Source organism: Pedobacter ginsenosidimutans (assembly GCF_001442625.1).
GTDB classification, from domain to species: domain Bacteria; phylum Bacteroidota; class Bacteroidia; order Sphingobacteriales; family Sphingobacteriaceae; genus Pedobacter; species Pedobacter ginsenosidimutans.
In genome coordinates this window covers 63,463-84,409 of the sequence record NZ_LMZQ01000010.1, presented here as the reverse complement: position 1 = coordinate 84,409, position 20,947 = coordinate 63,463, and the positions used below count along the sequence as shown (strand labels likewise).

The following is a 20,947-nucleotide window of genomic DNA, read 5'->3' as shown; positions in this document are numbered from 1 at the left end:
AATGCGTACGCTCAAAATTACTGTCCTTTTTCTCTTTATTTTCTGTTGCTTGGTGCGGGCTCAATCGAATTTGTCCAGAAATATTTCTCTCAATATCGAACGACAAAAATTGAGTGCTGTATTGGCGATGATAGAAGAGAAAGGTGGCTTCAGGTTTTCTTATAACAGCAATATATTGCCGGTTGATAGTTTGATCAGCATCCGCGAAAACAACCTCAATATTGCCGAAACACTGGATAAAATATTAAATCATAGGTTCGAATACCGCCAATCAGGTAATTTTGTGATTATCAGGTATGCACCGCTCGAACTGGTTTTGTTGGTTAACGAATCGGTTGGCGATCCTGAACTTTATACCATTACGGGCCAGGTGGTAGATAAACAGACCAATAAACCAATCCAGGATGCCAGTATTTACGAACGAAACCTTTTGGTTTCCGAAATATCAGATGGGAACGGTTATTTTTCGATGCGGTTAAAAAATATTACACAACCTATATCGCTAACGGTAAGTAAAGAAAATTATAAGTCTACCGTTACCCATTTTTTGGCTGAAGTGAACATTACCAATAGAAAAGAAAATTCAGGCGAAAGGTTTATCGGCGGAAATTTGGGTGATGTAGAAAATACCTGGCTTGGTAATGCTTTGGTTACCGCACAACAAAAAATCCAGTCGATCAATATCGGTGGTTTTATCTCAAAAGCCCCTTTTCAGTTTTCGCTTATTCCAGGTTTAAATTCTCATGGTTCGTTGAGCGGTCAGGTGGTAAACAAGTTTTCGCTTAATGTTATTGGCGCTTATAGTGCAGGGGTAGATGGAGGCGAAATTGGTTTTATTTTCAATATCAACAAGAGTAATGTCCAATATTTTCAGTTTGCCGGAGCTTTTAACCTGGTTGGTGGAAATGTTCGTGGAGTGCAGATTGCTGGTTTTTTTAATGATGTAATCGGCGATGTTCGTGCGGCCGAGGTTGCCTTGGCTTATAACCGGGTAGGTAAGAGTTTCGAGGGTTTTCAAGTAGGTGGAATTTATAATCATGTTAATCAAGATGTGAAAGGTATTCAACTTTCATTAGGACTTAATACAATAGGCGGAACCTTAAAGGGTTGGCAAACAGGTGCGTTAAATCTGGTTAATAAAGAGACGAAGGGTGTTCAGATTGGAGTTGGTGGTAACATAGTAGCTGGTAGAACAAGCGGAATACAGATTGGTGGCATTGCCAACATCAATAAAGAAAGCAGTGGGATAAATCTGGCCGTGCTTACCAATTTTACCGGACAAACTGCTAGTGGATTGCAAATTGGCGCAATTAATTATGCCAAAAACTTAAAAGGCGCCCAAGTTGGGATATTAAATGTTTCGAATGAAAATGATGGCTATTCAATTGGACTCATCAATATTGCATTAAAAGGTTATCATAAATTTAGTTTCAGCACCAATGAAAGCACTAATTTTAATATAGCTTATAAAGGTGGCAGCAAACGTTTATACAATATGTTAATGTTTGGCACGAACAAAAAATCAGCTGAAAAGATATATACCGGTGGACTGGGTTTTGGAAAGGAAATGAAATTGTTTAAAAGCGTTTCCTTAAACCCTGAAATAAGTAGCCAGTATGTTTACCAGGGGAGCTGGGATTACCTCAACCTGCTGAATAAATTTGAGCTGCCAATAAATATCAGGATCAATAAATGGCTGGCCATACAAGGCGGTCCATCCGTTAATGTTTATTATACCAAACAAAACACCAAAATTGGTGAATTTGGATTGTTGCAGGAAAAACATAAAGATTTCTCCTTTAACAATTCGAGATATACAGGTTGGTTAGGTTGGAATGTGGGCTTGGTTGTTTTGTAGATACTAAAGACCTATAAGGTTTTTAAAACCTTATAGGTCTAAATCTATGGACCCCTCTTTTTGATGAAATGCTATAAACTCTTCAATTCCCCCAAACCAATCAAAAACAGCATTTCTTTCAAGTTTTGAATTTTTATTGATCGAAATTATTGAGTTGTAAGAAGAATAATCCCACTCCGATGCTGATTTGCAAAAGCCATGATGCACTGGGTTTTGGTGTATGTAATTAATTAACCTAGAGAAATAAAATTCATCCTTGATTTCTTTTCTTCGAGTGAAGTCTAAAAATAAAGCGCCTTTTCTATTGTGTTGTTTGTTGAATGCTTTGGCATAACTATTTAGAAAATTGCTAAGTTGTTGCATAATAAATTTATGGAAATCAAATTCATCATCATCATTTTTTGATAGCAGTCTGATTGCCTTTTCATCTCTCACCTGTATCAATACATGAAAATGATTAGGCATTAAACAATAGCTAAATGTTTTAGCGATAGGGGATATGTATTTATCATATCTGCTTAAGAAAAAAACAAAATTATCATGCTTTCTAAAAAGATTCTCATCTCCTACAGCGTGATTATAGATATGGTAAAAATTGTCGGGATGAAATTTGTCGAAATATTTCATGGCAATTTTTTATAAATATAAGAATCCTATAAGGTTTTTAAAACCTTATAGGATATAAAATCCAAACGGCCAACTGAAAACTCCAAACTCAATTAATGGTCAAACTCACCAATGTTTTTCGCCGATTCTTCATCAGATACCGGTTTCCTTACTTTCTTTTGATCTAACCATAATACCAGGGCTGGTAATAAAGTTAAATTGAAAATTAAAGCTACCAACAGGGTTATGGATAGGAGCAAGCCCAGTACTACCGTTCCTCCGAAAGTGGATGCCGTAAAAATTCCAAAGCCGAAGAATAAAATTAATGCGATGTGTGTCATGCTCACGCCTGTTTCGGTAATCGTATCGGTAATTACTTTTGGTACGCTGAAATTGGTCAGGTTTAATTCCTGCTGGTAACGCGTTAAGAAATAAATAGTCTGATCGGAAGCCAAGCCAAAAGCTATGGTAAAAATTAATATGGTTGAAGGTTTTAAGGAAATTCCAAAATAACCCATAATCCCTGCGGTAATAATTAAAGGAACAATGTTTGGTAGTAAGGAGATAAACATAATGCCCAAACTCTTAAATTGTGCCAACCTTAAAAGAGAGATCAATACGATGGCGAGGGCAATACTTTCAACCAGATGTTTTAACATATAATCTGTCCCTTTAGAAAAGATAATGCTCGATCCCGTAAGTTCTACATCAAATTTAGACGGAGGCAAAATACTGTCGATCCGCGGTTTTAATTCGGCCATAATAGCGTCTAAACGTTTTGAGCCAACATCAGCCATTTGAAAACTGATTCTTGTACTTTGATTACCCTTGCTGATAAAATTGGTTAGCAAACTTGCATTTCCCTTGCCGCCATTGGCGATGTAGGCCAGGATAAAGTTCTTTTCTAAATTATCTGGCAAACGAAAAAACGTAGAATCGTTATTATAAAAGGCTTGAGTAGCATATTTTAAGCCCATATTAACTGAAATGGAACGCGAAAACTCCGGATAGGAAGAAATCATTTTCTCCAGTTTTTCCATCCTTTTCAGATTGGTTAAATTGAATACTCCGTTCTTTTTCTTCGTATCTACACTTACTTCCAAGGGTAAAATACCTTCAAAATTTTTCTCAAAGAACTTTAAATCCGTTAAAATCTCCGAGTTTTTAGGCAGGTCATCAACCACATAACCATTAACATTGATTTTCATCACACCGATAAAGGCAATGATGGATATGATAATCGTTCCGATATAAATCAGCCCACTTTTGTGCTGCACGAGCGTATCGGTTTTGACTAATAATTTATGCAAAAATCCTTCTTCAACGTGGTTTTGTGCCTTAAGTTTAGGCGCTGGCAAATAACTGAAGATAATTGGGATTAAACATAAACACATTAACCAGGTAATCATTACGTTTATAGAGGCTACACTGCCAAATTGCATCAATAACTCACTTCCTGTAAAATACAATACACCAAATCCAATGGCTGCGGTAATGTTTGCAATTAGCGTGGTAATGGCAATTCTTTCAATGGTTACGCTTAAGGCACGTTGTTTATCGCCGTCTTTTCTAAGTTCATTCTGGTATTTGTTCAGTAACAAAATACTGTTTGGAATACCGATGATCACAATAAGCGGCGGAATCAACCCTGTTAAAATAGTCAGTTCGAAACCAAATAGTACCAATGTGCCGATACTCCAGATCACACCCATCACAACCACTAAAATAGGGAAGAACACGGCATAAAATTTCTTGAAGAAAAACAATAAGATTAGCGCAGAAACCAAAATAGATAAGCCCAAAAACAATACGAATTCGTTACTTACCAATTTACTTACCGCGGTACGGATATAAGGTAAACCCGAAATATGCACCTGTATCTTTGTTGCGGCCTGGAAAGCTTTGGCTTTTGCTTCAATTTCTTTTAAAATGGGGTTACGTTCAGCAGTATTTAAGATTTTGGTATCAAAAGTGATGGCCATTAAGGTGGCATTCTGACGGTTGTAAACCAGGCCTTCGAAAAAAGGATTGCTATAAATGGTGTTCTTGATCGAATCCATCTCACCATCGGTTTTAACCAAACCACCAGGGAGCGGCTTTAAAACAAATTTTTGGTTTACAGTATCTTTTTCCAGTTGAAAAATCCTTCCTGATGATAAAACCTGTTTAATGCCTTTTAATTTCTGAATGTCGTTAGAAAGCTGGACCCATTGGTTGTAAACTTCTTTTTTAAAAATATCAGGCGATTGTATTCCCACCACCATTACACTTCCATCTTCGCCAAAGGTCTTTTTAAAGGCGTTGTATTTTACGAATGCGCTATCGGTAACAGGCAGGATTTTACTTCCTGTGTAGGAGAGTTTTACATTTTTGGCCTGATAAGCCATGAAAATTGTGCCCAATAAAAAAAATACGATGATTGCGATACGGTTCTGAAGAATAAATCTCGATAGCTTAACCCACATGTGCAGCTTAGTTTAATAATAATATTAACGGCAAAACTAATCTTATTTGTAAAACGTGATTACTTTTTGCGCAATTAAATTTGCACAAATAACATACTTTTGAAAAAATTGTTTTAATCGGATGTTGTACAAAGTTAGGGGCATTGTTTTAAAGACCACCAATTACAGTGAAAGCAGTGTAGTAGTGCAGGTGCTTACCGATAAATTCGGTATGCAGTCTTATCTCATTAATGGTGTTAAAAAGCCAAAAGCGAAGATTAAGATGAACATGCTGCAATCGCTCCATTTGTTGGATATGGTGGTTTATCATAAAGCAAATACCAATATCCAAAGGGTATCTGAAGTTCGGCAAACGCCTGTTTTTAAAAGCATCCCTTACGATATGATTAAAACCAGTATCGTTATTTTTTTAAATGAGGTGCTGTATAAAAGCATCAGGCAACAATCAGCGGATGAGAGTTTATTCGATTATATTTTTAATTCGATTGCCTGGTTTGATGAAATTGAAGAGATCAATCCCAATTTTCATTTGTCGTTTTTATTAAAACTTACCCGTTTTCTGGGTTTCTCGCCTAATGAGAAAAGGAGAAACGATCAGATTTATTTCGATCTGCAGGAGGGTGAGTTTACTTCCAGATTGCCAATCCACTCCAATTATCTCCTGTTAGAAGATGCTATCGGGTTTATTTTACTTTTTAATACACCACTCGAAAAAATTTCTGAAATAAAAATGAGCAATGCACAGCGACGATTTTTGTTAGATAAGATATTGGTTTTCTATACCTTACACACAGCGTCCTTCGGGGTGGTACAATCGCACAAAATCCTCGAAACTTTGCTAAGTTGAAAAAAAAGAAAAAAAGATTTGCAGAACAGTTTTATAGCGCTATATTTGCATTCCCAAACGGAGGATGGGACATTAAGTTTGACAAAATTATAAAAGGGAAATTAGCTCAGCTGGTTCAGAGCACCTCGTTTACACCGAGGGGGTCGGGGGTTCGAACCCCTCATTTCCCACCAAGCCTTTCAGTACAACTGGAAGGCTTTTTTATAAAAACTTGAAATACACCCGAATGGGAAATTAGCTCGGCTGGTTCAGCGCATCCCGACGTTATCAGTCGGGAGGGTCGGATCTAAAAAGATGAGTTAGTTTGATAAGAAAACCAAAGGGAAATTAGCTCAGCTGGTTCAGAGCACCTCGTTTACACCGAGGGGGTCGGGGGTTCGAACCCCTCATTTCCCACAACTAAAAGCCTTTCAATTTATTTGAGAGGCTTTTTTTATGCTCTTGAGGAAAATTAGTTCAGCTGGTTTAAGGACTCCTTTACACCGGGAGGGTCGTCCCGATTCGGATCGGGATCATTTCCCACAACTAAAGCCTTTCAATTTATTGAGAGGCTTTTTTGTTGTAAATCAAGTTCAAATTATCTGAAATATAAAGACTTCTTAGAATCTTTCTATAATGCGGTCGTCATGCTGAATTTATTTCAGCATCTGCTATAAAAACTACTTATTGAGCGCTGTCATTCTGAACGCAGTAAAGAATCCCTAACATAGCGCACTGATCATGTTTGATCCTGAGTATCTTAAAAAGATTCTTCACTGCGTTCAGAATGACAAAAAAATGCTATTTAGGCTCCCACAACTCAATTTTATTGCCTTCTCCATCCATAATATGGATAAATTTCCCATAATCGTAAGTTGCAACCTCATCGAGTATGGTTACACCGTTTTCTTTGAGTTTGTTTACGAGTCCTTCAATGTTTTGTACACGATAGTTAATCATGAAATCTTTTTTGGATGGCGAAAAATATTCATCCCCTTTTTTGAACGGACTCCATTGAAGTGATTCGATCTCATCAGGATTATTGAGGTTTCTGGATTCGAAACTCGAAGTACCCCATGCACTCATTTCAAATCCTAAATTTTTAGCATACCAGTCTTTCGTTTCCTGTGGATTATCGGAAAAAAAGAAAATGCCGCCAATTCCGGTCACCTTTGGAGTGTTGTCTACAGGTGGAGTTAAGTTGTCTTTTTGTTCTTCCATATTATTTTTCTATTGGACTGAGTGTAAGTGGTGTTACAATCAATATCATTTTTGTTGGTTTTTCTTACTGGTTTCAAGATAGCAGAAAATCACTTCTCTTCAAGTATATTTTCTCCACAGAAGTGGTTGATCGTAAGTTTAAATAGAAGGTAATTTATGTTTTATTTGTTTACCTTATTCAATTATATATCCGAAATTGCCAGCTGAAAAATTGCGACAAATGTTCGGTAAAATTATCAGGTTCATTTTTTTTGGAAACTACTTCGTGGGTATTCTGGCTGTTGCCCTAACACTCGAGGCTACTTTCCAACTAAGGCTGCCACTTAATTCATTAAATTACTACCTGTTGCTGTTTCTGGCGCCAACCATCTATTATACCTACGCTTATAATAAGGTTTCTACCAAACCATCTGCAACCAATCCGCGCAACCAGTGGTACTTCAAACATAAACAGTTTATTAACTGGAGTCAGGCTGTGCTTTTTATTATTTGTATGCTGTTGGCTATAAACCTGCTTTACCGAAACTTTCAGCATATTATGGGCCTGCCGATCAGTTATTGGATCGCAATATTAATCATCATCACTGCTGGCGGCTTATATTATGGTTTATTGCCCAGATCTTTTCTCAAATTTAATCTGCGCAATACAGGCTGGTTAAAAGCTTTTGTAATCGGTTTTGTGTGGGCCTGTTGTGCCAATGTGCTGCCATTGATTATGCTTAAAATTGAAACTGGAGTTGGCTACCACGATTCTGTATTGTGGACCTGGCTATTTATTAAAAACTGGATGTTCTGTACGGTAAACGCAATCATTTTTGATATTAAAGATTACCCAACCGATGCCAATAAACATTTAAGAACATTCGTAGTACGTTATGGCCTGCGCAGAACAATTTTCAGTATCCTGATTCCATTGCTGATTATAGGTTTAGTTTCTTTAGGCATATTTGCCAGTTACAAAGGTTTTGGATTGCCACAGGTTTTATTTAATGTGTTACCATTCATTCTCACCATTTACGTGGCCTATTCCATGCACCGAAGAAAAAACATTCTTTATTATCTGATGGTAATTGATGGACTGATCTTATTTAAGGCGATATGCGGAATAATCGGAATGCAGTTTGTTCATTAAACTGAAAGATTAAAGCATAAAAACCAAAGCTAATTTTATATTTGAAAAGTTCAATCTTGATACCTGATTCTCGTTACTTGATACTATGCTTAACAACTACGATAAAATAGCCAGTCATTACGATACTTTAAGCCGTTTGGTGTTTTTTAAATCTCAGGTAAATGCACAGATCAATCAACTTCCATATATTCAGGAGGGTAACACTATATTAATTGTAGGTGGAGGAACCGGGTGGATCTTAGAAGAGCTCGCGAAGATTTATTCTGGTGGATTAAAGATCGTTTATGTAGAAATATCTGCCAAAATGATTGCGCTTTCACAGAAACGAAATTATAAAAGTAACCACGTTGAATTTGTAAACATTGGTATTGAGGATTTTAAAACTGATGTAGTATTTGATGTAATTTTAACGCCCTTTCTGTTTGATAACTTTGAGGAACAACGCGCGGTAAAAGTATTCGACCAATTAAACGCGTATTTAAAGAAAGATGGATTGTGGTTTTTGGTCGATTTTTCACTCAATAAAATCAATGGAAACTGGTGGAAATGGTTGTTGCTCAGATTGATGTACGGCTTTTTTAAATTATTGGGCATAGTAGAAGCAAATCAGCTTATCGATATGAACCCTTACTTTTTCAAAGCCAATTACCTGATTGTTGAGGAACGGCTATATTATGGAAGCTTTATTAAGGCAACAATCTTCCGAAAAATAAAATGACATTCATTTAATGCAATGTTGTTGCGTTTAATGATTCCTTTCAGATCTTTGTATTAAAAGATTTAGATATGGATTTTGATGTAATTATAATAGGAGGAAGTTATGCTGGTTTATCTGCCGCATTAACTTTGGGTAGGGCGACCAGAAATGTTTTGGTAATCGATGCCGGTAAACCATGCAACAGGCAAACCCCACATTCTCATAATTTTTTAACACACGATGGCGATAAGCCTGCCGATATTGCTAAAGCTGCTAAAGCAGAAGTACTGAAATATCTGACAGTTCGATTTTTAGAGGGGAAAGCGATTTCGGCCAGGCAAATAGATGGAGGTTTTAATGTTGGCGTAGAAAACGGCGAAAATTTTACTACACGAAAAATATTGTTGGCCACAGGTTTAAAAGATGTGCTGCCTGATATTAAAGGTTTGGCCGAGTGCTGGGCTATTTCTGCTATACATTGTCCTTATTGCCATGGTTACGAGGTGAAGAATAAAAAAATAGGCCTGTTAATGAATGGCGAACATACATTTGAGATGGCCAAAACCCTGAATCATTGGAATAAAGATCTAACGATTTTAACCAACGGTAAATCACAGCTAAGCGCCGAGCAGACTGAAAAACTGAAATCCAAATCAATCAACATTATAGAAGATGAAATTGTTGAACTACTGCACAATAATGGTTATCTTGAAGATGTTGTTTTCAAAAATGGCAAAAAAATAGCCTTAAAAGCAATATATGTTAAATCGGATGTTGAACAACATTGTAACTTCAACGAGCAGCTCGGTTTTGAATTAACAGATTTAAAAACAATAAAAGTAGATGAGCAGCAGCAAAGCACTGCCAAAGGCGTTTATGCCGCAGGAGACTGTGCAACCTTGTTCAGGTCGCTATCTATCATTACAGCTGCAGGAACAATGGCCGCAGTGGTGATGAACAAGGAAATGATTTCTGAAGATTTTTGATCAACCATCGGAAATTTAAAATAAGATTGCGCCAACAATTGTTGCAATAAATATTGCTGCTATTACGATTCTATCGGCAGTAATCCATTGCGCTCTTGTAAGTGGTGTAATACTTTTTTTTTCGCTTTCTGCTTTGTGCCTGAAAAGCCTGAAAACTGATGTGTCTAATTTAATAAGCATAGGAATGAGTTTAAAAGGGTTAATTTTCTTAAGACAAATCCCAAGCCAAAAGCCTAAAAAAATGTTGAATTGTTAATAACTTCTGCTTTTTTGTTATTAGACTGATATTTATTCTTTTTTAAATACAATTGGGTGATAAATAGCCGCTTAAGCTGTATAGAAAATCAAACAGCTTAAGCGTGTTATATGCATAGTAATGAGTTTAGCTATTGCTCTTCCTTGTTTTGCTGTGCTTTTAATTTGCTATTCTTTTTACCGTACCAGAAGTAAATGGCTAAACCAATAATTAACCAGACCGCTAACCTAACCCAAGTTTCCCATGGTAAAAATATCATCATGGCAATACAGGTTAAAATGCCCAAAATAGGGATTAAGGGCACAAAAGGAACTTTAAATGGACGTTTAGCTTCGGGATTTGTTTTTCTTAAGATCAGGATGCCAACACAAACCATTAAAAAGGCCAACAAGGTACCAATGCTTGTCATTTCGCCTACCACATTCATGGGGACAAATGCAGCAAAAAGTCCAATAAATACACATAGTATAATGTTCGATTTGTACGGCGTTTTAAATTTAGTATGTACATCAGAAAACATCTTTGGCAATAAGCCATCCTTACTAATGGAGTAGAACATTCGCGACTGTGCCATTAAATCGATTAAAATTACAGAAGTATAACCGATAAGGATAGCTAAAATAATAGCCTGACTTAACCAGGCATAAGGTGTTTTTTCGATGGCAATGGCTACCGGGGCACCACTGTTGGCAAATTCTTTATAATTGGCCAAACCAGTCATCACATGCCCGAACAAACCAAAAAGAACCGTACAAACTACTAATGATCCAATAATACCAATTGGTAAATCTCTCGCTGGATTCTTTGTTTCCTGTGCCGAAGCTGCTACGGCATCGAAGCCGATAAATACAAAAAACACTAAACCAGCACCACGTAAAACACCGCTCCAGCCAAACTGACCAAATGTTCCGGTATTTTCGGGGATGTATGGGTGGTAGTTTGCAGGATCGATATATTGCCAGCCCAGCGCAATAAAAACCAATACCACACCAACTTTAAGAAATACAATAATTCCATTTACAATGGCAGAACCTTTGGTGCCACGGATTAATATGGCTGTCATTAATACCACCACCAATGCTGCAGGGATATTAACAATACCATTAACGGTAGAGCCATCGGCAAGTTTAGCGGTTTCGAAAGGGGATAAGGTTAATTGCGGAGGGAGATAAATATGCAAGCTGGCCAAAAACCTGGTTAAATACTGCGACCAGCTGATGGCTACGGTAGCACAACCCACAGAATATTCCAATACCAGATCCCAGCCTATAATCCAGGCGAAGAGTTCGCCCATGGTGGCATAAGAATAAGTATAGGCACTGCCTGCGACAGGGATCATGGATGCAAACTCAGCATAACACAAAGCTGCAAAACCACAGCCCAATGCCGCGATAACAAAAGATAGGGTAACTGCCGGGCCAGAGTGATTGGCTGCGGCCAAACCTGTAATTGAAAATAAACCTGCACCAAGCGTTAAGCCTACGCCAATTAAAATAAGATTAATGGGGCCTAAGGTTCTTTTGAGCGTTCCTTCGCCGCTTTCGTTTGCCTCAGCAACAATGCTGGCAATAGATTTTTTCATGAAAATAAGTTAAGACGCTGCAAAATTATTAAAATATATTAAATCTATAGTATTTATATATTTAATTCCTAGAAGCCTGAATAGGCATGTGTGCAAGCGGATCTTGGAAAGCTATAACAGTTACTACAAATTTCTTTTTTTAGAAAATCTGCGTCCTGTTTTTCATGGGAGCTGCAGTCCCGCCATCGCTTGTAGTCCTCTCCCGATGAAAAATCGGGATGCGGGCTACCCGCTCTGTCGGGTTTATTTACAAGGGACTGTTCTGGCATTATTCCAAAAACCGTTAATAGTAACGCCAACCCTCTACACCTTAAACCTGATGGCGCCAAATAGCTCCCGATTTTATCAAAATATTTGTTTTTAAAGCATTATAAATCGGGACTATGGGCAACAGCAGGACTGCATAAACCGAAGCATTACAAGGCCTTGCTTTTCTAAAAAGTATTAAAAGTTTCCACCTTTTACAGAATTGTTTCCAAAACACAAAATTTTATTTAAAATTATTTAACTGATAATCAGTGTTTTATGATTTTACTTTAATTTATTTTAGTACTATGTATTGCATGGTAGTATATAAAACATATATCTTTGTATTATGATAGCAGAAAATACGCAAACACAAATGCGGAAGGGAATTCTGGAGTACTGTGTTTTATCAATCATCTCACGGGGCGAAATATATGCTTCGGATATTATTGCCGAATTAAGGACGGCAAAGCTATTGGTGGTTGAGGGTACATTATATCCATTATTAACGAGGCTTAAAAACAACGGTTTGTTAAGCTACAACTGGGTAGAGTCTACCTCAGGCCCACCGCGTAAATATTATACCTTAACCGAAGATGGTCGGGGTATTTTATCACAACTAGATCAAACCTGGCAGGAGCTGGCTTATGCTGTAGGTATTTCACAAAAAGGAGCCAATTCATAAATATTAAAAAGGAAATGGAAAAGACCATCATCATAAACATAGGGAACACGATTATTCATATTGAAGAAAGTGCTTACGAACTCTTAAAGGCCTACCTGAACGAAGTAAAACAGTATTTTGCCAACCATGCAGATGACCTTGAAATTGTAACGGATATCGAAAACCGGATTGCCGAACTGTTAACCGAGCAATTGGAAGAGCAGAAAAAACAAGTGGTAGATTCGGCCAACGTAAATTCGGTGATTGCGCAAATGGGCAAGGTGCAGGATTTTGATACGGTAGAGGAAGGTGAAGAAGAACCTGTGATCAACAATAACTATCAATACCAATACAAGGAGAAAAAACTATACCGCGATATGGACGACCGCGTAGTAGCCGGTGTTTGTGCAGGTATTGCACATTATGTAAACGCCGATCCTAAATGGATCAGGTTGGCTACGTTACTGATCAGCTTTGCCGGTGGATTTGGATTATTGGTGTATGCCATACTCTGGATCATCATGCCAAAGGCCAAATCGCGTATCGAAAGGATGGAAATGAAAGGCGAACCGGCAAATCTTCAGGGTTTCCAAAAGAACTTAGATGAAGAGCTACAGGCCGTTAAGGAACGTTTGGGCGAAGTAAATAAACATGCTCAGCCTATATTTGCCCGTTTAGGGAATTTTATCGGAGAGTTTTTCGAATGGCTTGGCCGGTTTATCTCGGGCACCGGAAAGGTTATTTTTAAAGTAATTGCGGGTTTTATCGTTGTGTTTGGTGTACTCTTTTTAATTACTTTAATTATAGGTACGGCCGCTTTTCAGGGATTTTGGGATGCCAGTATTTATGAATATTTTCCCTTTTCCATTATAAATGAAGGCAATAGGGGGGCGATTTTATTTGGTGTATTTATTGTTTGCTTTGTACCGGTTTTAGCCCTGGTGTTATTCTCGATCAGGGTAGCTTTTAACAAACAGGCCATTAATAAAACACTTTCTTTCGCTTTGTTAATTATCTGGTTGGCTGGTGTAGCGGTAACGGGTTATCAGGCAGCCAAGATTTCGTCAGAATTTAAGCAACATGCAGAGTTAACACAAACAACCGACCTGAAAGCTTATCCGGTATATACCATTAATATCGATAAAAGTAAATATTTCAGCAAAGAAGATAGCGTGGCTTACCACATTGATGCGAATAATCGCCACCAGATTGTAGTTGATGATTTTGAAGACGGACCTTTTGTTTCACCGAACCATATCCGCATTGATATTAACAAAAGTGAAACCGGTGTTACCCGTTTAACACAGAAGTACGAATCGCAGGGTAAAACTTTTCAAAGTGCCTTGCAAAATGCACAGAACATTAGCTACAATTATGTAGTGAAAGATGCTGAACTGATTTTTAGTCCGCGGTTTCAATTGAGAAAGGGAACCATTTGGAGAAACCAGGAAGTAAGGTTAAATCTTGAAATTCCGGTGGGTACAAAATTAATTTTAAAGCAGGATGCTTACCGCTATGTTAATAATTACTGGACCTGGGAATGTAATGACAGCGAAAACGACCACAACGATTCTAGTGTATGGATTATGACGGATGATGGTTTGAAATGCGTTGCAAAATTAAAAGAAGAGGCGTTAAAAAAGGAAAAGTTAGAGCAGGAGCTACGTGATTTAGACCATTTGAAGCAAGATAAACCTAATGATACCCTTTATCAGGACTCCGTATCAAACCGGATTAAGGAAGTTAAGGAAGAATTGGGTATAGCGCCTGAATAATACGATCCGATAAACATCATAAAAGTACCTATAAGAAAAAAGCCATGAAAACATTATTTACGCTAGTTGCATGCTTTATGGCATGTGGGGCTTCCTTTGCCCAAAAATTAAATAAACTTACAGGGAAAATTGTTGATGAAAAGACTGTTCCGGTATCGTTTGCGGTTGTTAGGGTGCTGCATTATCCTGATACCACAGTGGTTAAAAGCGTATCGACCAATATTGAAGGAGAATTTGCAATTGATCAGTTGAAAAGCGGCGAGTATGTATTGTCGATTTCTATAGTGGGTTTTAAAAGTAAAAAAACTAACCGTTTTTCGCTTAACGAAGACATGAAATTACCTGCCATCACGATCGAAAGTTTAAGCAAACAATTAAAAGAAGTGAGCGTTCAGGGCAAAAAACCTTTTATTGAACATCAGATCGATAAAATGGTACTGAATGTAGAGAACAGCATTATTGCAACAGGCGGTACCGCGCTTGAAATTTTAGAGAAGGCACCAGGTGTACAGTTAGACAGGCAAAATGATCAGATTTTATTGAACAATAAATCGGGTGTAATGGTGATGATTGATGGGAAGAACAACTTTTTATCGAGTGCCGATTTAACGGTTTATCTAAATGGCTTAAGTAGCAGCCAGATTGCTACTATCGAAATTATTACCAATCCATCGGCTAAATATGATGCTGCCGGCAATGCGGGCATCATCAACATCAAACTAAAAAAGAATAAGGCATTTGGCACCAACGGAAATGTCTCGTCAACCTATCGCAATGCAATAAGGGCTAACTTACCCACCAATATTTACGGATCGGAGCTTAACTTCAATTTAAATCACCGTGTAGAAAAGTGGAATTTTTTCACCAATGCAAATGCTTCAAAAAATAATAATTTTTCGAATTTATTTTTAGAAAGGAGCACCAATGCCAATGGTTTACAGAGTATGTTTAACCAGAATTTTCAAAAAATATATACAGGATCGCGGTTGGCCGCAAAATTAGGTGCAGATTATTATGCAGCTGAAAAAACAACGATAGGAATTATGTTCGATGGCAGTACCAGTACACGTAAATTGGATAATTTCTCTCAAACCTTTATAAACGAAATTAAGGATGGAGTTGCCGGTAATAATTCGTTAATCCAATATTCTGATGCGAATACCCCAAATAAAAATTATAGTGCAAATTTTAATATCAGGCATGATTTTAAAAAAGAGGGTGCAAGTTTAAACTTTGATGCCGATTATTCTGGCTTTGATTATTCAGGACTGGAAAATTTTAATACCAATTTTTACGATGATAAAGGTGCTGTTTATAATAATACAGTGATTAAAAATAATAGTAAAACGGCGATTGATATTTATGCTGCAAAAATAGATTTTACCTGGCCGATTTCAAAAACTGCAAAGATAGAAACAGGACTGAAAAGTGCTTATGTTAAAACAAATAACGATTTTTTATCATTGGCATTGGTAAATAATGAATGGCAAAATGTTGTAGGGCAAAGCAATAATTTTATTTACAAAGAAAACGTAAATGCAGCTTATGCAAATTTATCGAAAGATTGGGGTAAGTGGCAAGTTCAGGCTGGTTTACGGGCAGAGTATACCCAATCTACCGGAACATCGGTAACCAATAATACATCGGTAAAGCAAGATTATCTATCATTATTTCCAACAGTTTTTATTAATCAGAAAATTTCCGAAAGTAGTAATCTACGTTACACCTATGGCCGACGGATAGACCGACCAAATTACCAGCAGTTAAATCCATTTAATTTTTACATGGATCCTTATACCATAGCACAGGGAAACCCATACTTAAAACCCCAGTTTACCAATAATTTTGAGGTGAGTTACAATTATAAAAGCGGATTATTTTTTTCATTGAGTTATGCTAAAACAAAAGATTTAATTTTAGATAGTAAAACCGCACAAAACGATAGCACCAGAATAGTTACTGTTGGGCAAGGGAATATTGGCAGCGGGGAATACTACTCTGCGGGCTTGTCTGTTCCGGTAACCATTGCCAAATGGTGGAATTTGCAAAACAATTTTAGGGTTTCTTATAATAAATTCAATGATGATAATTTAGAAGGCGCACCCTTTGCTTTAAGTAAAGTATTCTACAATTTTAATACTGTAAATTCGATTGTTTTGGGCGATAACTGGGCATTTGAAACCAATTTCTGGTTAAACTCACCAAAAGTTAGGGGTTTAGAACGGACCACTATTTATCAGTATGCTTTAAATATTGGTGTGCAGAAAAGTTTTCTGAACAAAGCTTTAAAACTTAAGTTAAATGTTGATGATATTTTTCAAACCAACTACTGGAAAGGAACGCTCGATTATCAGAATGTGAATTTAAGGGTGCAGAATAATTACATCAGTAGAAGGGTATCTTTCAATATCAGTTATAGTTTTGGCAACCAAAATCTAAAATCAAACCCAGACCGGAAAACAGCAGCAGATGATATTAAGGGAAGAGCCGGGGGTTAATTTTTTAGTCCTTAGTCTAAAGCACAGGGGCTAAGCTTGAAGGCAGAGGTTCCGGGTCGTCTGTGTTTCGCAATAACAGATTTGTCTCAGTATTAAAAATAGAACGCCTAAAAAGAAGAAATCATGAAAATATTACTTACGCTAGTTGCATGCTTAATAGCGTGTAGGGCTTCTTTTGCCCAAAAATTAAATACTTTGACGGGAAAAATCGTCGATGAAAAGACTGTCCCGGTGTCGTTTGCCATTGTTCGGATTTTAAACTATCCTGATACCATGGTGGTTAAAAGTGTATCGACCAATATCGAGGGCGCTTTTACAATCGACCAGTTAAAAAACGGTGAGTATCTGCTGTCAATCTCGATCGTTGGTTTTAAGCGTAAAAAGACGGATCACTTTTCAGTCAATGGTGATTTAAAATTGCCAACCATTGGTATCGAAAGTTTAAGCAAACAATTAAAAGAAGTAAGCGTTCAGGGCAAAAAACCTTTTATTGAACATCAGATCGATAAAACGGTACTGAATGTAGAAAATAGCATTATTGCAACTGGAGGCACGGCTTTAGAAGTGTTAGAGAAAGCCCCAGGCGTGCAGATCGACCGCCAAAACGACCAGATTAAACTGAATAATAAAAGTGGTGTGATGGTGATGATCGATGGGAAATCGAATTTCCTATCGGGTGCTGATGTTACCACATTGTTGAGCAATATGAGCAGCGATCAGATTTCTACCATCGAACTCATTACCAATCCATCTGCCAGGTACGACGCTGCCGGAAATGCCGGGATCATCAACATCAGACTAAAACGCAACAAAGCTTATGGTACCAATGGTACGGTTTCTGTTAATACCGGGCAGGGCATTATGCCCGATTCGCCCAGCGATTTATTCCGTGCCGCGGTAAACCTGAACTTAAATCACAGGCAAGGTAAATGGAACATTTTTGGAAATGGTGCCGTAGCACGCAAAGCCCAGTTTAACAATACCTTTTTAACCCGTACCACTTTATCTGAGGGTTTGGCCAGTTCACTTACGCAAAATTTCGACCGTAAAAATAAAGGTGTTGGTTTTCAGGGGAAACTAGGCGCAGATTATTATGCTTCTGAGAAAACAGTTTTCGGGGTGATGTTGGATGCCAATACGGTAAACACCAAACTGACCAATTTTAGCAATACCAATATTAATGCGGTGCAGAATGGAACTTCGAACCTCAGCTATATTTTACAGGATGCCAACTCGAGTTCGCCTGTGGGTAATTTAACAGCCAACTTTAACATTAAACACGATTTCGATAAAAAAGGGAAGAGCCTTACTTTCGATGTGGATTATTCGGGTTTCAGCAATAAAAAAGATGAAAATTTTTTAGCCAATTATTTAAATGCAAACGGCAACCCAACCAACCAAACCAGTTTAAGAAATAATACGGATGCGGAGATTAACGTGTATGCCGCCAGAACGGATTTCACTTTGCCGATTTCTAAAACGATGAAAATTGAAACGGGGTTAAAAAGCAGTTATGTAGTTACGAATAACGATTTTATTTCTGAACAGTTGATATCTGGCGTATGGCAAAATGATCTTGGTAAATCGAACAACTTTGTATATAAAGAAAATATCAACGCCATTTATGGTAGTTTCTCTAAAGAATGGAAGGTATTTCAGGTTCAGGTGGGTTTAAGGGCGGAGCACACACATTCTAATGGCACTTCTGTAACCGACCAGAAAGAAGTAGACCGGAACTATCTATCTGTTTTTCCAACGGTTTTTGTTAATCAGAAGATCAGTGAAAACCATAACATCCGTTACTCTTATGGCAGAAGGGTAGACCATCCGAATTACCAACAGCTTAATCCATTTGTGTTTTACATGGACCCTCTGGCGGTTGATCAGGGAAATCCTTATCTGAAACCTCAGTTTACTGATAATTACCAGATCAGTTACAGTTATAAACAAGCTTCTTTTTCGCTGAGCTATTCGAATACCCGTGATATGATTACGCAAATTAGTAAACAGGATGATGCTACCCGGGTAATCAGCGTAATCCGCCAGAATTTAGGCCGTTTCCAGAATTACGCTGCCGATTTATATGTTCCTGTTAAGGTTACGAAATGGTGGAATATTCAAAATAATGTTAGTGTTTATTACAGCAAATTTAATGATGGAAATATTGAAGGTGCTACATACAGTGCGGGAAAGGCTGCGGTAAATGTTTTTACTTCCAATTCCTTTACCTTACCTCAAAACTTTAGTATCGAAATTAGTGCATGGCTGAACTCCCCACGGGTTTCGGGTGTAGAGCAAACCACCATTTATCAGGGCGCTTTAAATGCCGGAATCCAGAAAACTTTAATGAATAAAAAGCTTAAACTACGTTTAAATATGGATGATATTTTACTTACCAATCATTGGGAGGGGAAACTGGTTTATCAGAACATCAATATGAACGTAGTGAACCGCTACACCAGCCGAAGGGCAAATTTCAGCATCAGCTACAATTTCGGAAACCAGAATGTGAAATCGGCCCGGTCTAGAAATACAGCTACCGATGATATTAAGGGAAGAGCGGGAGGAGGTTAGTCCCTAGTCGGAGTGTAAAGTTTGGACAAGAATCCAGTCCCCGTTCGAGGGAGCAGAAAGGATATCTTTAGCTTAATGAGGTGCTGTCAGTCTGAGCCTGTCGAAGACCTTTAATTGGTGAAAACAAAAAACATTTGTCCTTCGACAAGCTCAGGATGACAATTTTTAACAATTACAATTTAATAGTAACATGAAAAATATAATATACAGTATCGCAATTTTATTTGCCGCTTTAGCTTACGGATGCCATAATAGTGGCGGTTATTTATCAATAAATGCTACGGATAATGATACTAGTTTCAAATTTTTGATTGTAAAACCGCGAAAGTTCATCTTCATAAAACTCAAAATAGGCAGAACTTCTATAGCAACTTTCTAAGCTCAACCAATGTAAACGTTGCCATTTAAAATCATAGCTAATCCGCACATCCTTCATTTGCGTGTGTGTTTTTGAACCTTTAACCACAGGAACGGTAATATCGAGTTTTCCGTTTGGCGAATAAATACTGGCCCTGTTGCGGTAAGTTTGCTTAGCTAAATGTTCATGTTTTTCGATTAAAAAATCTACCTCCAGCTTTTGTAATAAACTAAAATAGCCCACTGGTGGAAGATAAAATAATGGAAGTATAGCTGTATTCTGCATTTGAAAATTTATGTTTGTAGTTGAAACGTTTTAAAAATAATGATTAAAAGAGGGATTGCGCACGTTAGCGTATTTTTTTTATACCTGTTATCGCTGCTGCCTTTGTCTTTGCTCTTTTTTTTTGCAAGATTACTATATTATCTGCTTTATTATGTAATAGGCTATAGAAAAAAAGTTGTCAGACAGAATTTAACACAATCCTTTCCTGAGAAATCACTCACCGAAATTAAAACTATTGAGAAAAAATTCTTCCGCTATCTGGCTGAACTTATTTTCGAAATTATTAAAATGACCAGCATTTCGAAGGCTGAAACTTTAAAACGGGTAAAATTTACGGGCTTAGAACAACTAGAAACTCATTTTAAAACTGGAGAAAGTGTACTTGCCTGTACTGGTCACTATGGTAACTGGGAATTAGGCACTTTAGCTTTAGGACTTAGTATTTCTGCCAAAACCATGGTGATTTATAAACCCATCAACAACAAAATTTTTGAAACCTGGTTTGATTGTATGCGTACAAAATATGGCAATGTTTTCATAGCCATGAGACAGACGCTCCGTGGTATGGCCACCTATAAAAATGAGCCTACACTTTTGTGTTTTGCAAGCGATCAATCACCAACCAGAGAAGAAACCAAATATTTTGTAGATTTTTTACACCAGCAAACTGCTGCACTTTTAGGAGTAGAAAAAATTGCAAAATCTACTAAAAGACCAATATACTATTTTAAAGTTAGCGTAGTTAAAAAAGGTTATTACCATGTAGAAGTTTTACCTATGTGCCTCGATCCAGCTAACATGGATGAGTTTGCGATTACGAATCTGCACTTTAAGTTTTTAGAAAATATTATTAAAGAACAGCCTCAATACTGGCTTTGGAGCCATAAACGCTGGAAATTTAAACCCGAATAAGAAAAA

The 20,947-nt window shown here is 37.4% G+C and carries 16 protein-coding genes and 2 tRNA genes; 12 read left to right on the top strand and 6 right to left on the bottom strand.

Annotated elements, in window-relative coordinates; translation table 11 throughout:
- The first annotated feature begins 1 nt into the window (after position 1).
- On the top strand, positions 2 to 1,858 hold the full coding sequence (locus ASU31_RS14930; RefSeq protein ID WP_157258027.1) for an STN and carboxypeptidase regulatory-like domain-containing protein: 1,857 nt from the start codon (positions 2 to 4) through the stop codon (positions 1,856 to 1,858).
- Between the two features lie 30 nt (positions 1,859 to 1,888).
- Here the strand turns inward: ASU31_RS14930 and ASU31_RS14925 are convergent, their stop codons facing one another.
- Entirely contained in the window at positions 1,889 to 2,485 is a 597-nt protein-coding gene (locus ASU31_RS14925; protein WP_057933092.1) for a hypothetical protein, read from the bottom strand.
- A gap of 92 nt (positions 2,486 to 2,577) precedes the next feature.
- Complete coding sequence (locus ASU31_RS14920; RefSeq protein WP_057933091.1) at positions 2,578 to 4,929, bottom strand: efflux RND transporter permease subunit; 2,352 nt, start codon at positions 4,927 to 4,929, stop codon at positions 2,578 to 2,580.
- 121 nt (positions 4,930 to 5,050) lie between these two features.
- On the opposite strand from ASU31_RS14920, the gene recO reads away from it, so the two are divergent.
- The 3 genes from recO to ASU31_RS14905 all read left to right on the top strand — a co-directional run bounded on the left by recO (position 5,051) and on the right by ASU31_RS14905 (position 6,172).
- Positions 5,051 to 5,776 (top strand): DNA repair protein RecO, encoded by a 726-nt coding sequence (gene recO, locus ASU31_RS14915; protein ID WP_057933090.1) that lies wholly within the window; start codon positions 5,051 to 5,053, stop codon positions 5,774 to 5,776.
- Positions 5,777 to 5,871: 95 nt separating this feature from the next.
- Positions 5,872 to 5,949: transfer RNA gene (locus ASU31_RS14910), tRNA-Val, on the top strand.
- 148 nt (positions 5,950 to 6,097) lie between these two features.
- A tRNA-Val gene (locus ASU31_RS14905) sits at positions 6,098 to 6,172 on the top strand.
- A 384-nt stretch (positions 6,173 to 6,556) separates the two neighbouring features.
- On the opposite strand, the gene ASU31_RS14900 is transcribed toward ASU31_RS14905, so the two are convergent.
- Positions 6,557 to 6,976 carry a VOC family protein gene (locus ASU31_RS14900; protein WP_057933089.1) on the bottom strand — a complete coding sequence of 140 codons (420 nt, stop codon included), beginning with the start codon at positions 6,974 to 6,976 and terminating at the stop codon, positions 6,557 to 6,559.
- 220 nt (positions 6,977 to 7,196) lie between these two features.
- Here ASU31_RS14900 and ASU31_RS14895 point away from each other — a divergent pair, with 220 nt between their 5' ends.
- The 3 genes from ASU31_RS14895 to ASU31_RS14885 all read left to right on the top strand — a co-directional run bounded on the left by ASU31_RS14895 (position 7,197) and on the right by ASU31_RS14885 (position 9,791).
- Positions 7,197 to 8,108, top strand: coding sequence for a UbiA prenyltransferase family protein (locus ASU31_RS14895; RefSeq protein ID WP_057933088.1), 912 nt, complete (start codon positions 7,197 to 7,199; stop codon positions 8,106 to 8,108).
- A gap of 85 nt (positions 8,109 to 8,193) precedes the next feature.
- Positions 8,194 to 8,826 carry a class I SAM-dependent methyltransferase gene (locus tag ASU31_RS14890; RefSeq protein ID WP_057933087.1) on the top strand — a complete coding sequence of 211 codons (633 nt, stop codon included), beginning with the start codon at positions 8,194 to 8,196 and terminating at the stop codon, positions 8,824 to 8,826.
- A gap of 68 nt (positions 8,827 to 8,894) precedes the next feature.
- A complete protein-coding gene (locus ASU31_RS14885) occupies positions 8,895 to 9,791 on the top strand; it encodes an NAD(P)/FAD-dependent oxidoreductase (RefSeq protein ID WP_057933086.1) in 897 nt (298 codons plus the stop codon).
- A gap of 15 nt (positions 9,792 to 9,806) precedes the next feature.
- Here ASU31_RS14885 and ASU31_RS27720 read toward each other — a convergent pair whose 3' ends face one another.
- Both ASU31_RS27720 and ASU31_RS14880 read right to left on the bottom strand, forming a co-directional pair.
- Positions 9,807 to 9,971 carry a hypothetical protein gene (locus ASU31_RS27720; protein ID WP_167346189.1) on the bottom strand — a complete coding sequence of 55 codons (165 nt, stop codon included), beginning with the start codon at positions 9,969 to 9,971 and terminating at the stop codon, positions 9,807 to 9,809.
- Between the two features lie 206 nt (positions 9,972 to 10,177).
- A complete protein-coding gene (locus ASU31_RS14880; protein WP_057933085.1) occupies positions 10,178 to 11,629 on the bottom strand; it encodes an amino acid permease in 1,452 nt (483 codons plus the stop codon).
- 595 nt (positions 11,630 to 12,224) lie between these two features.
- Between ASU31_RS14880 and ASU31_RS14875 the strand changes: the two genes are divergently transcribed.
- The 4 genes from ASU31_RS14875 to ASU31_RS14860 all read left to right on the top strand — a co-directional run bounded on the left by ASU31_RS14875 (position 12,225) and on the right by ASU31_RS14860 (position 19,386).
- Positions 12,225 to 12,560 carry a PadR family transcriptional regulator gene (locus tag ASU31_RS14875; RefSeq protein WP_029275299.1) on the top strand — a complete coding sequence of 112 codons (336 nt, stop codon included), beginning with the start codon at positions 12,225 to 12,227 and terminating at the stop codon, positions 12,558 to 12,560.
- Between the two features lie 14 nt (positions 12,561 to 12,574).
- Entirely contained in the window at positions 12,575 to 14,314 is a 1,740-nt protein-coding gene (locus ASU31_RS14870) for a PspC domain-containing protein (RefSeq protein ID WP_057933084.1), read from the top strand.
- A gap of 44 nt (positions 14,315 to 14,358) precedes the next feature.
- The gene (locus ASU31_RS14865) at positions 14,359 to 16,812 is read left to right on the top strand and encodes a TonB-dependent receptor domain-containing protein (RefSeq protein WP_083505373.1); all 2,454 of its coding nucleotides are present in this window, start codon (positions 14,359 to 14,361) and stop codon (positions 16,810 to 16,812) included.
- 123 nt (positions 16,813 to 16,935) lie between these two features.
- Complete coding sequence (locus tag ASU31_RS14860; protein WP_057933082.1) at positions 16,936 to 19,386, top strand: TonB-dependent receptor domain-containing protein; 2,451 nt, start codon at positions 16,936 to 16,938, stop codon at positions 19,384 to 19,386.
- 268 nt (positions 19,387 to 19,654) lie between these two features.
- On the opposite strand, the gene ASU31_RS14855 is transcribed toward ASU31_RS14860, so the two are convergent.
- On the bottom strand, positions 19,655 to 20,029 hold the full coding sequence (locus ASU31_RS14855; RefSeq protein ID WP_245224543.1) for a WbqC family protein: 375 nt from the start codon (positions 20,027 to 20,029) through the stop codon (positions 19,655 to 19,657).
- Positions 20,030 to 20,068: 39 nt separating this feature from the next.
- Here ASU31_RS14855 and ASU31_RS14850 point away from each other — a divergent pair, with 39 nt between their 5' ends.
- A complete protein-coding gene (locus ASU31_RS14850) occupies positions 20,069 to 20,941 on the top strand; it encodes a lysophospholipid acyltransferase family protein (RefSeq protein WP_057933081.1) in 873 nt (290 codons plus the stop codon).
- Positions 20,942 to 20,947: the final 6 nt, after the last annotated feature.

What these genes read in the sequence shown, in the direction of transcription:
- ASU31_RS14930 (WP_157258027.1), top strand. Translation starts at nt 2, where the DNA reads ATGCGTACGCTCAAAATTACTGTCCTTTTTCTCTTTATTTTCTGTTGC.
- ASU31_RS14925 (WP_057933092.1), bottom strand. Translation starts at nt 2,485, where the DNA reads ATGAAATATTTCGACAAATTTCATCCCGACAATTTTTACCATATCTAT.
- ASU31_RS14920 (WP_057933091.1), bottom strand. Translation starts at nt 4,929, where the DNA reads ATGTGGGTTAAGCTATCGAGATTTATTCTTCAGAACCGTATCGCAATC.
- recO (WP_057933090.1), top strand. Translation starts at nt 5,051, where the DNA reads ATGTTGTACAAAGTTAGGGGCATTGTTTTAAAGACCACCAATTACAGT.
- ASU31_RS14900 (WP_057933089.1), bottom strand. Translation starts at nt 6,976, where the DNA reads ATGGAAGAACAAAAAGACAACTTAACTCCACCTGTAGACAACACTCCA.
- ASU31_RS14895 (WP_057933088.1), top strand. Translation starts at nt 7,197, where the DNA reads ATGTTCGGTAAAATTATCAGGTTCATTTTTTTTGGAAACTACTTCGTG.
- ASU31_RS14890 (WP_057933087.1), top strand. Translation starts at nt 8,194, where the DNA reads ATGCTTAACAACTACGATAAAATAGCCAGTCATTACGATACTTTAAGC.
- ASU31_RS14885 (WP_057933086.1), top strand. Translation starts at nt 8,895, where the DNA reads ATGGATTTTGATGTAATTATAATAGGAGGAAGTTATGCTGGTTTATCT.
- ASU31_RS27720 (WP_167346189.1), bottom strand. Translation starts at nt 9,971, where the DNA reads ATGCTTATTAAATTAGACACATCAGTTTTCAGGCTTTTCAGGCACAAA.
- ASU31_RS14880 (WP_057933085.1), bottom strand. Translation starts at nt 11,629, where the DNA reads ATGAAAAAATCTATTGCCAGCATTGTTGCTGAGGCAAACGAAAGCGGC.
- ASU31_RS14875 (WP_029275299.1), top strand. Translation starts at nt 12,225, where the DNA reads ATGATAGCAGAAAATACGCAAACACAAATGCGGAAGGGAATTCTGGAG.
- ASU31_RS14870 (WP_057933084.1), top strand. Translation starts at nt 12,575, where the DNA reads ATGGAAAAGACCATCATCATAAACATAGGGAACACGATTATTCATATT.
- ASU31_RS14865 (WP_083505373.1), top strand. Translation starts at nt 14,359, where the DNA reads ATGAAAACATTATTTACGCTAGTTGCATGCTTTATGGCATGTGGGGCT.
- ASU31_RS14860 (WP_057933082.1), top strand. Translation starts at nt 16,936, where the DNA reads ATGAAAATATTACTTACGCTAGTTGCATGCTTAATAGCGTGTAGGGCT.
- ASU31_RS14855 (WP_245224543.1), bottom strand. Translation starts at nt 20,029, where the DNA reads ATGCAGAATACAGCTATACTTCCATTATTTTATCTTCCACCAGTGGGC.
- ASU31_RS14850 (WP_057933081.1), top strand. Translation starts at nt 20,069, where the DNA reads ATGATTAAAAGAGGGATTGCGCACGTTAGCGTATTTTTTTTATACCTG.